The following is a 13,436-nucleotide window of genomic DNA, read 5'->3' as shown; positions in this document are numbered from 1 at the left end:
GTTTGAAAAATCGGGCAACAGGACGATTCAAGTTGTTCTCAAGATACCAAAAAAATTGGGTCACGGAGAAACCGAGTTTCTTGCACTCCTTGGTTGTCTCGCTACTTCTGAACAGAAACCCGGTTTCTGGGTTGGGGAGGTGAAGGTTTATCTCTTGATTAGGGGTGTTGGGTTGCGCTTCGCTTCACCCAACCTACGGATGGTTAGTTACTTATTTCAAAGACTGGCTCGACAACTCCAAGGAGCAAAAATCCTCTTCCTTACTTAGGGCGATCGCCTAATTGAGTCCTAGTTGGCTAAATTTTTATGGTCAAACCTAGAACCGGGACAAGTGATCATCATGGACAATCCACTGTTTCATAATTCCCGACGAAAGACCCTAATTATCGATTCCCTCACTCCACCTTGCGTTCTGCAATAACCGCATAAAAGGGATCTTGTCCTCCCATGCCTAACATTTGTAGGAAACTGGGGAGTTCAGAACGTTGAATAATCACCTCCGGTTCATTAAACCCAGAAATGGCTTTAAGATAAGCCTTAACTAAAGCCACCCGCCCCATTTCGCTATTATCCCGCCAAGCGGCGATCGCCTTTTGATAAAACATCCGGTTAGAAAAGCTGATAATCAACAATCCCCCCGGTTTTAAAATGCGACAAACTTCACTTAAGACAATTTCGGGATATTGCAAATACTGCACCGACACACAGATTAACACCGCATCAAAGTCCCCATCGGCTAAGGGGAGTTGATGGGTACTATTTAAATTCTGCACAAAATAATGATTCAGTCGCGGATTTTTCCGCAACTCCTCCTCATTCATCCCGTGGCCCTCAACATGAGCAAATTCCACCTCATCCGGTAAATGAGACACCCAACTACTCATCAAATCCAGAATACGACTGTTGGGTTTTAAGCGTTCTCGATAGAGTTGAGTCAGTTGGTCAATAAAATGATCATCCACATGAGTCACCAAGCGGGGAACCGAATAGAAGAACTCATCATTCCCGCTATCGTATTTTGTGCGTGCTTCGGGTTTCAACAGCATAGTTCACAGGCATTTGTAGGATCTCCACTCCACAGCATAAAGCAAACACCGGGTGAATTGTGCCTCGCTTCTGCCGCTACTCCAGAAGCAAGATATCCGGAATCGTCAATTTTTTGCCTGTAGCTTCTCCTCAAACCGCTCTCACCGAGTTTAAACAGGTCAGAACAAAGTTGAACCGTCTCTCTCTTGCTCTCTCCTTGCACATTATTATTAACCTAGGCGTCACTTCTAGCAAAATTCATGAAAAAAGCTCAATGGCTCATCATTATCCTCAGCCTTGCTCTCTTAATTCTGGCCGTCTTTCAGCCTTCCTTTGCCATTTTAGGCGGTCTTGTTCTGGTTTGTATTTTATCCTTCCAGTACCCGCGAACCGCTTTTATTCTCTTGCTGATCTATCTTCCTTTTGCGGGAACAATTACCTATCAAGTTTTATCGGGTAATGTAGGGAGTACATTTTTAAAAGATTTTCTCTACTTTCCTGCTTTAATTGGCTTAATTAATGTTCACCGAAAAGAAACCAATCCTGTCAGTATTCCTAAACCGCTACGATGGTCAATCACTATCCTTTTTTGCTTCAGTTTATTAACCCTAATTACTGTCAATTTAGCCCAGCAAATCTTACCCGGGGATCAGGACGGAATCCCTATCCTCATGGGGTTGATAGGCTTAAAGACCTGGATTGGCTATATCCCATTAATTGGGGTGGGTTCTCTGCTCTTACGTCAGGTTAAAGACCTACATTTTTTTAGCCGTTTATTTGTCATCCTCGCCCTGATTTGCTCAGGACTGGCTATCATCCAGTATGGGCTACTCACAACGGGAATTTGTGAAGGAACAAGGGGATTAGTCGGTCAAGACCTTTTCAAGGCTACTCTTGAGGCTAAATGCTTTGTGGGTGGAACAGTGGCCTTTAATCCTGAACATAATATCATCCGTTTACCCGGCACTTTTACCTCCCCTTGGCATTGGTCTTGGTTCTTAATTTCCAGTGCGTTTATGGTGGCCGCTAGCGCTTGGTGTGACCCTAATAAATACTGGAAAAAGATTAGTTTTTTGACCTTGACTTTTCTCACGTTATCTAGTATAATATCCGGGCAAGATTTAGCGATTAAACTGGTTCCGACCATTAGCATTTTGTCTTACTTTGTGGTTCATCCCGATTGGAAACAAAACCCAAAAAATGTTCAAGGTTTTGGGATTTTTGCCGTTGTTTTTATTGTGGTCAGTTCTATTATTTTATCCACCGAGTTTGTCACGGATCAGTTTAATTGGGTGTTGACTCAAAATCCGGGATTCTTGGGGAATGGTTTGGGGAGTGCTACCAACGCGGCGCGAATTTTTGGCCCCACAGAGCTGATGGAAACCTTTTACCCTAAAATACTGTTCGAGGTGGGGGTGTTGGGATTGCTGAGTTTTCTAGGGGTAGTGGTGACGTTAAGCTGGGTTGTGTTCCAACAAGGGTGATCGCTTTTAGATCCCAAACTCCAAGGATACGCCCTCCTGATTTGGCTTTTCGTCCTCCTCGTGAGTTGTAATCAATACTGGTATCCCCTCGATACAGATCCCATTAATATTTATTATTGGCTATGGGCTGGAATGGCGCTCAAGTTGCCCCTCCTCGTCTCCCCAAACCATGATCCGTTAAGATAAGACCCCTAAACTTTGAGGACGGGGTTTTATCGCTCCCTCAAACTCCCTCTTTCTGATAAAGAGACTCACTAAACAAAACCACTAAAAACACTAACCCCTGAAAGACTAACACCGTGGCATCGGGGAGATCATGGACACGCTGTAAAATGCCCCCACTGGCGAGAATCCCCCCCAATAAAACCGACACCAACGCGGCCGCTAAGGGGTTATGACGAGCCACAAAGGCCACTAAAATCCCCCCATAACCATATCCCACATTTAAGGACTGATTGGCTCGTCCGTGAACGGCTGCCACTTCCACCATCCCAGCTAATCCGGCACAGGACCCAGCTAAAAAGCAGATGATGAGGATTAAGCGCCCGACGGGTAAACCAGCCATTTGAGCAGCGCGGATATTGCCTCCGGTGGTGCGGGCGGCAAAACCGAAGGGGGTGCGCTGAATGAGAATATAGGCGAGGATACAGGCCACGAGGCCATAAATTAGACCGTAGTGGATGCGGGTGCCGGGGAGGTCTGGGAGACGATTGAGGACAGCGAGGGGGAAGGTGGAGGGCTTATTGAGGGAGGAGGGGTCCCGCATCGGGCCTTCGACTAAATGATTGAGGAGGGCGATCGCAATATAATTCATCAACAAACTACTAATCGTCTCATTCACCCCCCGGTAATGGCGCAAAAATCCCACCAACGCAATCCAAACCCCCCCAAACACCATCCCCAACAACGCCATCGCCGTTTGTACCCCCCAAGGAGGCAAACTTTCCCCCAAAGATAACCCGGCAATAATCGCCCCCAAACCCCCCAACACTAACGCCCCCTCATTGCCAATCACCACCAAACCTAAACGGGCCGGTAAAGCCGTACAGAGCGCGCTTAACATCAACGGAGAAGCCCGAATCAGCGTATTTTGCCAAGAACTCCATTGTCCAAAGGCCGCCCGATAAATCGAATGGTAGACCTCAACAGGATTCGCCCCCGCAAAGGCACAAAACAACCCGAATAACACCAAGGCGAAAAGAATCGCCCCCAGGGGAATTAAGACAGATTCTAGAGACTTAGCAAAGGTCATTTTGACATCTTTAAGAAAAGGGTTTTACGCTACATTTTGCTCAAGGGTCATCCACTAAGATGAACGCAGAAAATTTTCTAGGATGAGCAACAGACCCACAACAATAAATAATAGCCCCATACTGCGTTCCAGAATGTGCTGAGGGAGCCGTATCGCCAATCTTGAACCCAGTTGCGCCCCCAAGAGAACACCAGGAACCGTGAAGCTAATCAAGCTGAGAATCGTCCCAAAAGGTGGGTTTTCCTGTTGGGCAAACTGCACCATATGACCAACAGAAGCAATCAAAGCCGTAATCGCCACAATAAATACACTGGTGCCAATCGCCACAGGACTCGGCACCCGGGACCGTTGCAGCAGGAAAAACCCATTGAGTTGTCCCAATCCTGTAGACACCATGCCTAAACATAACGCGCCAATACTCGCCAAAATACGCCCTTCTCGGGGACGGGTGATACTGTAGTGGAACACATCCCCCCGGCGACTGGTGAGAGTGAAGGAGGGGAAAGAAACTGGGGAGGGCATGAGAACAGGCGATTCTCCAGCCGAGGTGTGGTCAGAACGCAAAAAACTGACCGCCAAAACCAACAAACCTAAACCTAATACAATCTTCAAGACATCCCCCGGAATCCATTGGGCGAATACCGTTCCCAACAAAGCCACCGGAATAGTCACAGCCAGTAACATTTTCCCCAATTTAAAATCAATTAAACCCTGATAGCCATAGGCAAATAAACCACTGGTAAAACCAAAAACCTCGGTCATTAAACCTGTCCCAATGGCCACATCTGTGGGCAGGTTTAAGCCCAAAATAAATAAAGGGGTAAAAAAAGTAGCCCCCTCAACTCCAGAAGCCATGGCAACCGTTGCAATCCCAATGGCCACCGGAAACATAAACCAATAGTCTAAACTCATCATTTATCCCGTTTTCCGACAAAATAAAAGGTATCAAACCAGCCCTTTTTATGGAAGAAATAAATCAAACTGCCCGCAATAGCTAACATGGCTCCCCAAATTAAACCATAGCCCCACTGCCACTCTAACTCTGGCATATACTTAAAGTTCATGCCATAGACTCCCGCAATAAATGTGAGGGGAATAAAAATCGTTGAGATGAGAGTTAATAAGTTAATTACCTCGTTCATTTTATTACTCATGGCAGACATATATAAGTCCATCATGCTAGAAGCTAGTTCCCGATACGTCTCCACAATATCTAATAGCTGAATGACATGATCATAACAATCTCGAAAATAAATCTGTACATCCTGACTAATTAACTCATTATCCCCCCGAATCAGAATATTAATCACACTGCGCTGAGGCCAAATCATACGACGTAAGGCTAATAATTCTCGCCGAATTTCATAGATTTTTTCCACCGTTTCCCGCGTCGGATTGTCCACTACTTCATCCTCTAAAGCTTCAATCCGCTCCCCATAATCCTCTAAAACTGGGAAAAATCCGTCAATAATAGAATCAATCAACACATAAGCTAAATAATCGGGTCCCGCTTGGCGAACTTTCCCCCGATTCTCCCGAATTCGTACCCGTACCGGCTCAAAACAATCCTCTTCCGGTTCTTCTTGAAAGGTAATTAAATAGTGTTTACCTAAAACAAAACCCACTTGTTCATAATCAAACCCATCTTCATCCGGTAGGGGCAAAACCATCTGTAAGATGACCAATAATTGCTCCTCATAATCCTGCACTTTTGGCCGTTGGGGAACATTCACTACATCCTCTAAAACAAGGGGGTGAATTTTACAGACTTGACCCAATTGATTCAGAATATCTTCACTCCCTAAACCCCGCACATCAATCCAAGAAACTGATTCACTTTCCAAATAGGAAACACAATCAAGAGGGGTCAGATTAGCGCGACGAGTGGCGTGTTTCGGGGAATAATCAATGAGAACAATACTGGAAGGAGTGGCATCGGGGTCAATACTGAGTGTTCCGGGTTCACTTCCGGGTTCATCAAAGAAATATTCAAAATAATCTTCTTCTTCCTCTTCTGAATTTTGATTAGATATCTTCAGGGTCATTTTGTCAAGGTCTAAAGATGATTTTGTCATTTTTATTAATATTTAATTGACTTTAAGTTAATGCTCGAACTATTTTGCATGGTTTTATACAATACTAAGAACGATTTTCACGGGCGAGAGAACCTTTTAGTATATAGAGCCAAATTAGACCCAATACCCCAATTAAAATTCCCCCTAAACTTACCAATTGAGCGACTCGCAATCCTCCTAACATTAAACTATCCATGCGTAGTCCTTCAATCCATAAGCGCCCGGTACTATACCCCAAGGCATAGACGAAAAATAGGGTTCCGACTTTTAAGCGGTTTCCTTGACCCATTCCCCAGAAAAATAGGGCTAAAAGTAGTGCAAAAACCCCTAAATTCCATAAAGACTCATAGAGAAAGGTCGGGTGAAAATAGTCGAATTGTTGCCATCCGAGGGGGCGAGATTGTAAAGGAATGTAGAGTTTCCACGGTAAATCGGTTGGACGACCAAAGGCCTCGGAGTTAAAGAAGTTTCCCCAGCGTCCAATGGCTTGACCTAGGATGGCGGAGGGAGCGATTAAATCTAACAGTTGCCAGACGGAAACTCGATTGACTCTGGAAAATATAAAGGTGGCTAAAATAGCCCCAATCATTGCCCCATGAATGGCAATTCCTCCTTGCCAAATGGCGATAATGTCCCCCGGACGATTGACATATTGTTCCCATTCAAAAAATACATAATATAACCGAGCGCAGGGAATGGCAGCAATAACTAACCAGACTGCTAAATCCCACATAATATCGGTTTTTAGGTGGCGTTTGTTGGCTAAAAATTGGGCTAATGTGGCTCCAATTAAAACCGCACTGGCAATCAGTAAACCATACCAACGAAGGGTTAAGGGACCTAGTTCAAATAAGATGGGGCCGGGGGATTGAAAGGTGAGTAAAAACATACCGTTATAACTGACTAGAGGAAGAATCCCCAGACTCTGAGGAGGGGAGGGAGGAGGGAAAGGTGCTAGGGGGGGGAGGTTGTGCTATGATCTGACGACGACGATGATCAGCGCGCATTGCTTCTCCGACAGTAACATTGAGTTGCCCCCCAATCAACATCACTAAGGCACTTAAATATAACCACAACATTAAGACAATGACTGCCCCCAATGCGCCGTAGACTTTGTTATAGTTGGCAAAATTGTTTACATACACCCGGAATAAAAGGGAAATTCCTGCCCAAGATAACGCGGCAACAATAGCCCCCGGTAAGATGGGGGTTCCCTTGCGCCAATGACTGGGGCCGAGACGATAAATTAAGGCAAAGGCAACGATAACAATACTTAAGGAAACGGGCCATTTTAACAAGTTCCATAGTTCTAATATTAAATCAGCCCCTTGATCTGATTCTCGTAATGGTATAGCTTGAATTAAGTTAACTGAAAATTGAACTAAAGCATCCCCAATTAAGACTGAAATAGAAGCAACTAATAATAAAAATATACTGCCCAAAGTCAGTAAAAGTGCAATGAGTTTAGCTTGCCAAAAGGGTCGCCGTCTGCGGCGAGGGATTAAATGAATTTGGTCGAGGGCATTCATGGCGGCATTAATGGCCGCCGAAGATACCCAAATCGCCGCCCCAAAACTAATGGAAAATAGACTTTTACTCTTCACTTGGGTAATTTCTTGGACAAAATTACTTAACAAACCCCAGACTAAATCTGGTGCGACAATTTTTAATTTAGTGGCTAATTCTCGTAGGGCGGTTTGAATGGATTCTTCTTCAGGGAAAAACTGCACGACGAATGAGCGTACACTTGAGACAATGGATTCTTCAAATAGACCAATAGCGGTAATAATGGCGAGAATTGCCGGGAAAACCGCCAACATGGAGTTAAAGGCAATTTCTGCCGAGAGTCCTGTGAGACGTTGCCGGAAACTCCGCGTCAGGGTTTTGCGCAGGATGAAACAGTTGAGATAACGGAAAAAACGAAAAAAACGCGGTACTCGCATTACAGCTTTAGGATTTGGACACTTTCTAGGCTACCGAAAAAGTTGCGAAAATTTACTTATTGTAACGTTGCTTGCGCCCATCCTTCTGAGAGAATGTATTTGAGGCTACAGTCGCTGAGACAACTTTAATCAAAGCTTAAATATGTATAGGGTGTTGGAGGGAAACCGCCGTGCAACTAGAAACCTATGACCCTGAGAGCGCAACGTACTATGATGAATTATTTGAAGCTGTGGGCAAACCTCGCCCTGCTGCTGTCCCCCTACTGGAATGGATGCAAGGGTTAAACCCCAAGGAACTCCAACAACATCATCAAACGGCACAGATTGCCTTATTTAAACTGGGGGTGACGTTTAATGTCTATAGCGATACTCAAGGGGTGGAACGGGTGCTACCCTTTGATATTATTCCTCGTATCATTTCGGCTGAGGATTGGCAATGGTTGGAACAGGGTCTTAAACAACGCATCACGGCTTTAAACCTGTTTCTCAATGATATTTATCACGACCAGAAGATTGTGCAGGATGGGAAGGTTCCTGCTGAGATTATTCAATCGGCACCGGGTTTTTTGCCTCCCTGTCAGGGACTGGAACCGCCGACGGGGGTATGGTGTCATATTACGGGGACGGATTTAGTGCGCGATCGCAATGGTCAATGGTATGTTCTAGAAGATAACCTGCGCGTCCCCTCGGGCATTTCCTACGTCTTGGAAAATCGTCGGGTCATGAAAAGTACCCTGCCCAAAATCTTCCAAAACCTCGCCATCCAACCCGTAGACGACTACCCCAGTCACCTCCTCGAAGCCCTGCTCAATCTCGCCCCCCCCTATCTGCAAACCCCCACCGTCGCCGTCCTCACCCCCGGAATTTACAACTCGGCCTACTTTGAACACTCCTTTTTAGCGCAACAAATGGGCGTAGAATTGGTCGAAGGTCGGGATTTAGTCGTGGTCGATGGCTACCTACAAATGAAGACCACTAAAGGCCTCCGCCGCGTCGATGTCCTCTACCGACGAGTGGATGACACTTTCCTCGACCCCCTCACCTTCCGACCCGACTCTTTACTAGGAGTCCCCGGTTTAATGGAAGTCTATCGCGCTGGACGAGTTGCCCTGGCCAACGCTCCTGGAACTGGTGTGGCGGATGATAAAGTGGTCTATGCCTATGTTCCGGAAATGATTCGGTATTACCTCAACGAAGACCCCATTCTAGCCAACGTCCCTACTTATCTTTGTTGGCAAGAGAAAGACCGGGATTATGTTTTACAAAACCTTGACAAATTAGTTGTCAAGGCGGCCAACGAAGCCGGGGGATATGGGATGTTAGTGGGAACCCAAGCTAGCCAAACCGAACGGGAAATTTTTGCCAAAAAAATTGAAGCCAACCCCCGCAACTATATTGCTCAACCTACCCTTTGTTTATCCCGAGTTCCTACCTTAATTGAAGACCGTATCGAAGGCCGTCATGTAGATTTACGTCCCTACATTCTTCATCGCGGCGATGAAATTTATGTTCATCCCGGTGGCTTAACTCGTGTGGCTTTGCGGAAAGGTTCTTTAGTGGTTAATTCTTCCCAAGGGGGTGGCAGTAAAGACACTTGGGTTTTAACACCATAATTGAACGTTCTTTGTCAACTATCAATTATCAATGAGGCTGCCTTTTTTGCCGCTTGCTAGACCTTTGTCTAAACCCTATATCCACACTCAATTGATACACTAACAATGCTAAGTCGTGTTGCTGATTCTATTTATTGGTTAAATCGATATATTGAACGGGCAGATAATACTGCACGGTTTGTTGATGTGAACCTCAATATGATGTTAGATTTGCCGCCCGGAGTAACGCAACAATGGTTGCCCTTAGTCACCACCACCGGGGACCATGAACTATTCATGGAACGGTATGGGGAGGCTACGGCTGATAATGTCATTCACTTTTTAACCTTTGACGCAAAATATGACAACTCGATTTTATCTTCCCTGCAAATTGCCCGAGAAAATGCCCGCTCGATTCGAGAAATTATTTCCTCAGAAATGTGGCAGGAAGTCAATGATTTTTACCTGATGGTCAAAGATGCCGCGTCTCAGATTCACGTGGATATGTTACCGGATTTTTACCGACAAGTGAAGCGGGCTAGTCATCGTTTTGCTGGGGTAATGGATGCCACTATGACCCACAATGAAGGATGGCATTTTGGCTATGTGGGGCGCTTATTGGAACGGGCGGATAAAACAACGCGCATTTTAGATGTTAAATATTTTATACTTTTACCGTCTGCTCAATGGGTAGGAACGCCTTTAGACCAAATTCAATGGATGGCGTTGTTAAAATCGGCGAGTGCCTATGAAATGTACCGCAAACAACAACATCGAATTAATCCCTCTGCGGTGGCGGAGTTTTTGATTTTAGATCATGATTTTCCGCGTTCGATTAATTTCTGTGTTTCTCGGTCGGAAAAATCTCTGCATAAGATTACTAATACCCCTGTCGGCAGTTGGTCTAATCCCGCAGAACGTTCCCTAGGTCGTTTATGTTCTCGTTTGGGGTACTGTACTATTGAGGATGTAATTGACATTGGTTTACACGAATTTTTAGACCAGATGCAGCGTTCTTTAAATGAGGTGGGGGGGAATATTGCGATTAGTTTCTTCGGTCAAGATGTCCCCGAGGAGGAAAGGGAAGAACCTCTCAGTCAAACTCAAAGTCAAACGGTGTTACTGGAAAAGGTCTATGGGTTAACTTAGAGTTGAGACTTAAACCGTTGGTAATTAGATAATTGGTGATTATACAAAAAGAGGAGGTAGATTCCCCCTCTTTTTGTTCTCTTTTCTTTTCTCTCTGGGTTTACTATACCACAGGTCACAGATCAAGTTCAAGCGATCGCATCTTGGGTGACAACGGCTTCAACTTGCACGGTTTCTTCTGCGGTGTTAACTTCTGTAATCGCCCAGCGCAAGGGTTCTCCACGTTTTTCTAACTCGGCTTCAATGGCTTTTTGCAGTTTAACGGGACTGTCTTGGAGGTCAATTTCGGCGGTAATGAAATGAGTGGTCATAGTAATTAGTAAAGGGTTTAAGGAATGGTGGGAATCAAGGATGAATCCTCAATCATGGACTAGAAGTCCCAGCCTAATTCTAGGAGATGTCTAATATCGAGATGAGATTAGGGGGAGAATGGAGGTTTAACCGGCTCCGAATTGGCGCTTATAAATTTCTTCCTCTTGGTCGGAAATAATTTTGAGATCAGAACGAGGATAGGCGACACAAAGTAAGGCATAGCCTTCTTTTTGTAGGTCAGGAGACACCCCCATTGCATCACTTTGATCAATTTCTCCCGAGAGGATTTTCGCGCCGCAGGTGGTGCAAACCCCGGCGTTGCAGGAGTTCGGGAGTTCGATCCCTTCATCAAGAGCCGTTTGTAAAATGGTTTGATTTGCGGGAGCTTTCAGGGTGTAGGTGGTTCCTTGATGGGTGATTTCTACGGTGTAACTTTCGGTCATGGGGCAAAATAGGGTGAAGATTGAGCAAAAGGCAACAGACGAGATGATTGACACAAGTAGCCAAGGAGAACCCTCTAAACCTCGGATTCAAGGGTTAGAGGGATTCTAAAGGTGGTGGTGTGTAACTAAGGCTTTAAGCCCCGATTTTCAACAATTCTACATCGAAAAGGAGGGTTGCATTGGGGGGAATGACCCCACCTGCACCTCGCGCTCCGTAGCCGAGTTCAGGGGGGATAATCAGTTTACGCTGTCCTCCCACTTTCATGGTGCCAACGCCTTCATCCCAGCCTTTAATCACTTGTCCAACGCCAATTTTAAAGGAGAAGGGTTGACCGCGATCGCGAGAACTATCAAATTTTTGGCCGTTTTCTAGGGTTCCGGTGTAATGAACGACAACGGTTTGTCCTTTTTGAGGACTGGCTCCAGTCCCCTCAACAATCTCTTCGTACTGTAAACCGGAGTCTGTCGTTACGATATTTTCCACGTTGTTATTTTCTACTGTGTTATTTTCTACTGGTAGTAAATCCGCCGCAGAAGCCACGAGGGGAGGTGTTGCCAACACTCCGCTAGGGACTTCGGCACGGGGTAGGTTAGATTGGGCCAGTGCTTCTGAGGCGATCGCCTCTTGGCCCTTACCACTATTAAACAGGAGGGACAGGACTAGAAGCAAGCTACAGACAACAACAACCCCAAAACTGAGTAAAATCTCTCTCATATATTCTCCTGATGGTGCTTAACGCCAGATCTTATTCTCTAAATCTCTCACCTGACGTTCCAATCGATCAATCCTTCCCCGTAATTCATCTACCTCAGACTGACGGGAAACGCCTAAATCCTGTAGTACATTGCGAATTTGACGCTGCATCTGTTCTTCAAAATTCCCTTGATCACTTTTGATGCGTTCCATCACATCATTAACCATGGTTTTGGCGTGTTCCGGGTCGATTTTCCCCTCTTTCACCAGTTGATCCCCGACTTCGCGCAACTTTTCCGCGACAAAGGAGGTCGTCCCCACTCCGGCAATCAACAGATCCTGAATCCAATTGTTGTTATCCATGTTGCACTTGCTTCACAACTCCTCTATGATGACATATCCCCTCGGTAATGGTTAGGGGGTTAACCGGACTCTCTCCCCAAAATTCTGGTTCTAGTTGCCGTTGCTCGTAAAGATTCTTAACACAAATCATTGTCAAATCGGTTTAACCTAGCAAATTAGGCAGTTCATTAATGTCGATTCATTTAAGATCATAAAACGGGATATATAACATGAGTGTTAATTTAGCAGATGTGAATTTAGCCACAATGCTACGGGAAGGGACGAAAAAATCCCATACTATGGCGGAAAATATGGGGTTTATTAAATGTTTCCTCAAAGGCGTAGTCGAAAAAAATTCCTACCGTAGATTAGCAGCTAATCTCTACTATGTTTATGGGGCGATGGAAGAAGAAATGGAACGCCTCAAAGATCATCCCATTTTGTCTAAGGTCTATTTCCCTGAATTAAATCGGAAAGCTAATTTAGAGCGGGATTTGTTCTATTACTACGGAGCAAACTGGCGGGAGGAAATTGAACTTTCTCCTACAGGTCAAGCCTATGTTAATCGCATTCATCATGTGGCGAATGAAAAGCCAGAACTCTTGGTGGCACATCTTTACACCCGCTATCTGGGGGATCTCTCTGGGGGACAAATCCTCAAGAAAATTGCTCAGACGGCGATGAATCTTTCTGAGGGTGAAGGGACGGCTTTTTATCAGTTTGAGCAGATTCCCGATGAGAAGGCGTTCAAAACCCAATATCGGGCTGCAATGGACAGTTTACCTGTGGATCAACAAACGGCCGAGGCTATTGTTGATGAAGCCAATGATGCGTTCGGCATGAATATGAAAATGTTCGGAGAATTAGAAGGGAATTTGATCAAAGCTATTGGTCAAATGCTGTTTAATTCTTTAACTCGTCGTCGCAGTCGTGGGAGTACCGATGGCGAATTAGCTACCGCCGAGTAGAAGCCAAAATTCTGGTCTAGGACTAGATATTATCTGCAATGTCGGGTGAAGACCCTCGGTTTTACCGACGGGATGAAACCCGACCAGTATAGAAACAGCGAAGCACGACTCTTTAGCTAAGGCTCAGGGATCACTCTTAGCATGACAATTTGTGCT

General features: G+C 45.3%; 14 protein-coding genes. 4 read left to right on the top strand and 10 right to left on the bottom strand.

All coding sequences use genetic code 11. The features are described from left to right. Positions 1 to 395: 395 nt before the first annotated feature. Positions 396 to 1,046, bottom strand: coding sequence for a class I SAM-dependent methyltransferase (locus tag K4A83_RS05465; protein WP_265263432.1), 651 nt, complete (start codon positions 1,044 to 1,046; stop codon positions 396 to 398). A 240-nt stretch (positions 1,047 to 1,286) separates the two neighbouring features. Here K4A83_RS05465 and K4A83_RS05460 point away from each other — a divergent pair, with 240 nt between their 5' ends. Further along, positions 1,287 to 2,510 carry a hypothetical protein gene (locus K4A83_RS05460; RefSeq protein ID WP_265263431.1) on the top strand — a complete coding sequence of 408 codons (1,224 nt, stop codon included), beginning with the start codon at positions 1,287 to 1,289 and terminating at the stop codon, positions 2,508 to 2,510. Between the two features lie 223 nt (positions 2,511 to 2,733). Here the strand turns inward: K4A83_RS05460 and K4A83_RS05455 are convergent, their stop codons facing one another. From K4A83_RS05455 to K4A83_RS05435, 5 genes are all read right to left on the bottom strand, one after another. Then, positions 2,734 to 3,762 carry an ABC transporter permease gene (locus tag K4A83_RS05455; RefSeq protein ID WP_265263430.1) on the bottom strand — a complete coding sequence of 343 codons (1,029 nt, stop codon included), beginning with the start codon at positions 3,760 to 3,762 and terminating at the stop codon, positions 2,734 to 2,736. Between the two features lie 54 nt (positions 3,763 to 3,816). After that, positions 3,817 to 4,677 (bottom strand): sulfite exporter TauE/SafE family protein, encoded by an 861-nt coding sequence (locus K4A83_RS05450; RefSeq protein ID WP_265263429.1) that lies wholly within the window; start codon positions 4,675 to 4,677, stop codon positions 3,817 to 3,819. Beyond that, entirely contained in the window at positions 4,674 to 5,837 is a 1,164-nt protein-coding gene (gene corA / locus K4A83_RS05445) for a magnesium/cobalt transporter CorA (protein ID WP_265263428.1), read from the bottom strand. Before corA ends, K4A83_RS05450 begins: the two co-directional genes overlap by 4 nt. Positions 5,838 to 5,901: 64 nt before the next feature. Next, complete coding sequence (lgt, locus tag K4A83_RS05440) at positions 5,902 to 6,726, bottom strand: prolipoprotein diacylglyceryl transferase (protein ID WP_265263427.1); 825 nt, start codon at positions 6,724 to 6,726, stop codon at positions 5,902 to 5,904. 4 nt (positions 6,727 to 6,730) lie between these two features. Further along, positions 6,731 to 7,780 carry a YihY/virulence factor BrkB family protein gene (locus tag K4A83_RS05435; protein WP_265263425.1) on the bottom strand — a complete coding sequence of 350 codons (1,050 nt, stop codon included), beginning with the start codon at positions 7,778 to 7,780 and terminating at the stop codon, positions 6,731 to 6,733. 170 nt (positions 7,781 to 7,950) lie between these two features. Between K4A83_RS05435 and K4A83_RS05430 the strand changes: the two genes are divergently transcribed. Together K4A83_RS05430 and K4A83_RS05425 are read left to right on the top strand one after the other, a co-directional pair. Continuing rightward, on the top strand, positions 7,951 to 9,393 hold the full coding sequence (locus tag K4A83_RS05430; RefSeq protein WP_265263424.1) for a circularly permuted type 2 ATP-grasp protein: 1,443 nt from the start codon (positions 7,951 to 7,953) through the stop codon (positions 9,391 to 9,393). A 105-nt stretch (positions 9,394 to 9,498) separates the two neighbouring features. Further along, positions 9,499 to 10,521 (top strand): alpha-E domain-containing protein, encoded by a 1,023-nt coding sequence (locus K4A83_RS05425; protein ID WP_265263423.1) that lies wholly within the window; start codon positions 9,499 to 9,501, stop codon positions 10,519 to 10,521. 128 nt (positions 10,522 to 10,649) lie between these two features. On the opposite strand, the gene K4A83_RS05420 is transcribed toward K4A83_RS05425, so the two are convergent. The 4 genes from K4A83_RS05420 to K4A83_RS05405 all read right to left on the bottom strand — a co-directional run bounded on the left by K4A83_RS05420 (position 10,650) and on the right by K4A83_RS05405 (position 12,333). Next, positions 10,650 to 10,832, bottom strand: a complete 183-nt coding sequence (locus tag K4A83_RS05420; protein ID WP_265263422.1) for a hypothetical protein — start codon at positions 10,830 to 10,832, stop codon at positions 10,650 to 10,652. A 126-nt stretch (positions 10,833 to 10,958) separates the two neighbouring features. Next, positions 10,959 to 11,276 (bottom strand): 2Fe-2S iron-sulfur cluster-binding protein, encoded by a 318-nt coding sequence (locus tag K4A83_RS05415; protein ID WP_265263421.1) that lies wholly within the window; start codon positions 11,274 to 11,276, stop codon positions 10,959 to 10,961. A 133-nt stretch (positions 11,277 to 11,409) separates the two neighbouring features. Further along, entirely contained in the window at positions 11,410 to 11,991 is a 582-nt protein-coding gene (locus tag K4A83_RS05410) for an FKBP-type peptidyl-prolyl cis-trans isomerase (protein ID WP_265263420.1), read from the bottom strand. A gap of 18 nt (positions 11,992 to 12,009) precedes the next feature. Beyond that, positions 12,010 to 12,333, bottom strand: coding sequence for a phasin family protein (locus K4A83_RS05405; RefSeq protein ID WP_265263419.1), 324 nt, complete (start codon positions 12,331 to 12,333; stop codon positions 12,010 to 12,012). A gap of 209 nt (positions 12,334 to 12,542) precedes the next feature. Here K4A83_RS05405 and K4A83_RS05400 point away from each other — a divergent pair, with 209 nt between their 5' ends. Beyond that, entirely contained in the window at positions 12,543 to 13,280 is a 738-nt protein-coding gene (locus tag K4A83_RS05400) for a biliverdin-producing heme oxygenase (RefSeq protein WP_265263418.1), read from the top strand. Positions 13,281 to 13,436: the final 156 nt, after the last annotated feature.

The organism is Spirulina subsalsa FACHB-351, assembly GCF_026130165.1.
GTDB lineage: Bacteria > Cyanobacteriota > Cyanobacteriia > Cyanobacteriales > Spirulinaceae > Spirulina_A > Spirulina_A subsalsa_A.
Note: the sequence above shows the minus strand (reverse complement) of the source record. Positions and strands in the feature narration are given on the sequence as shown.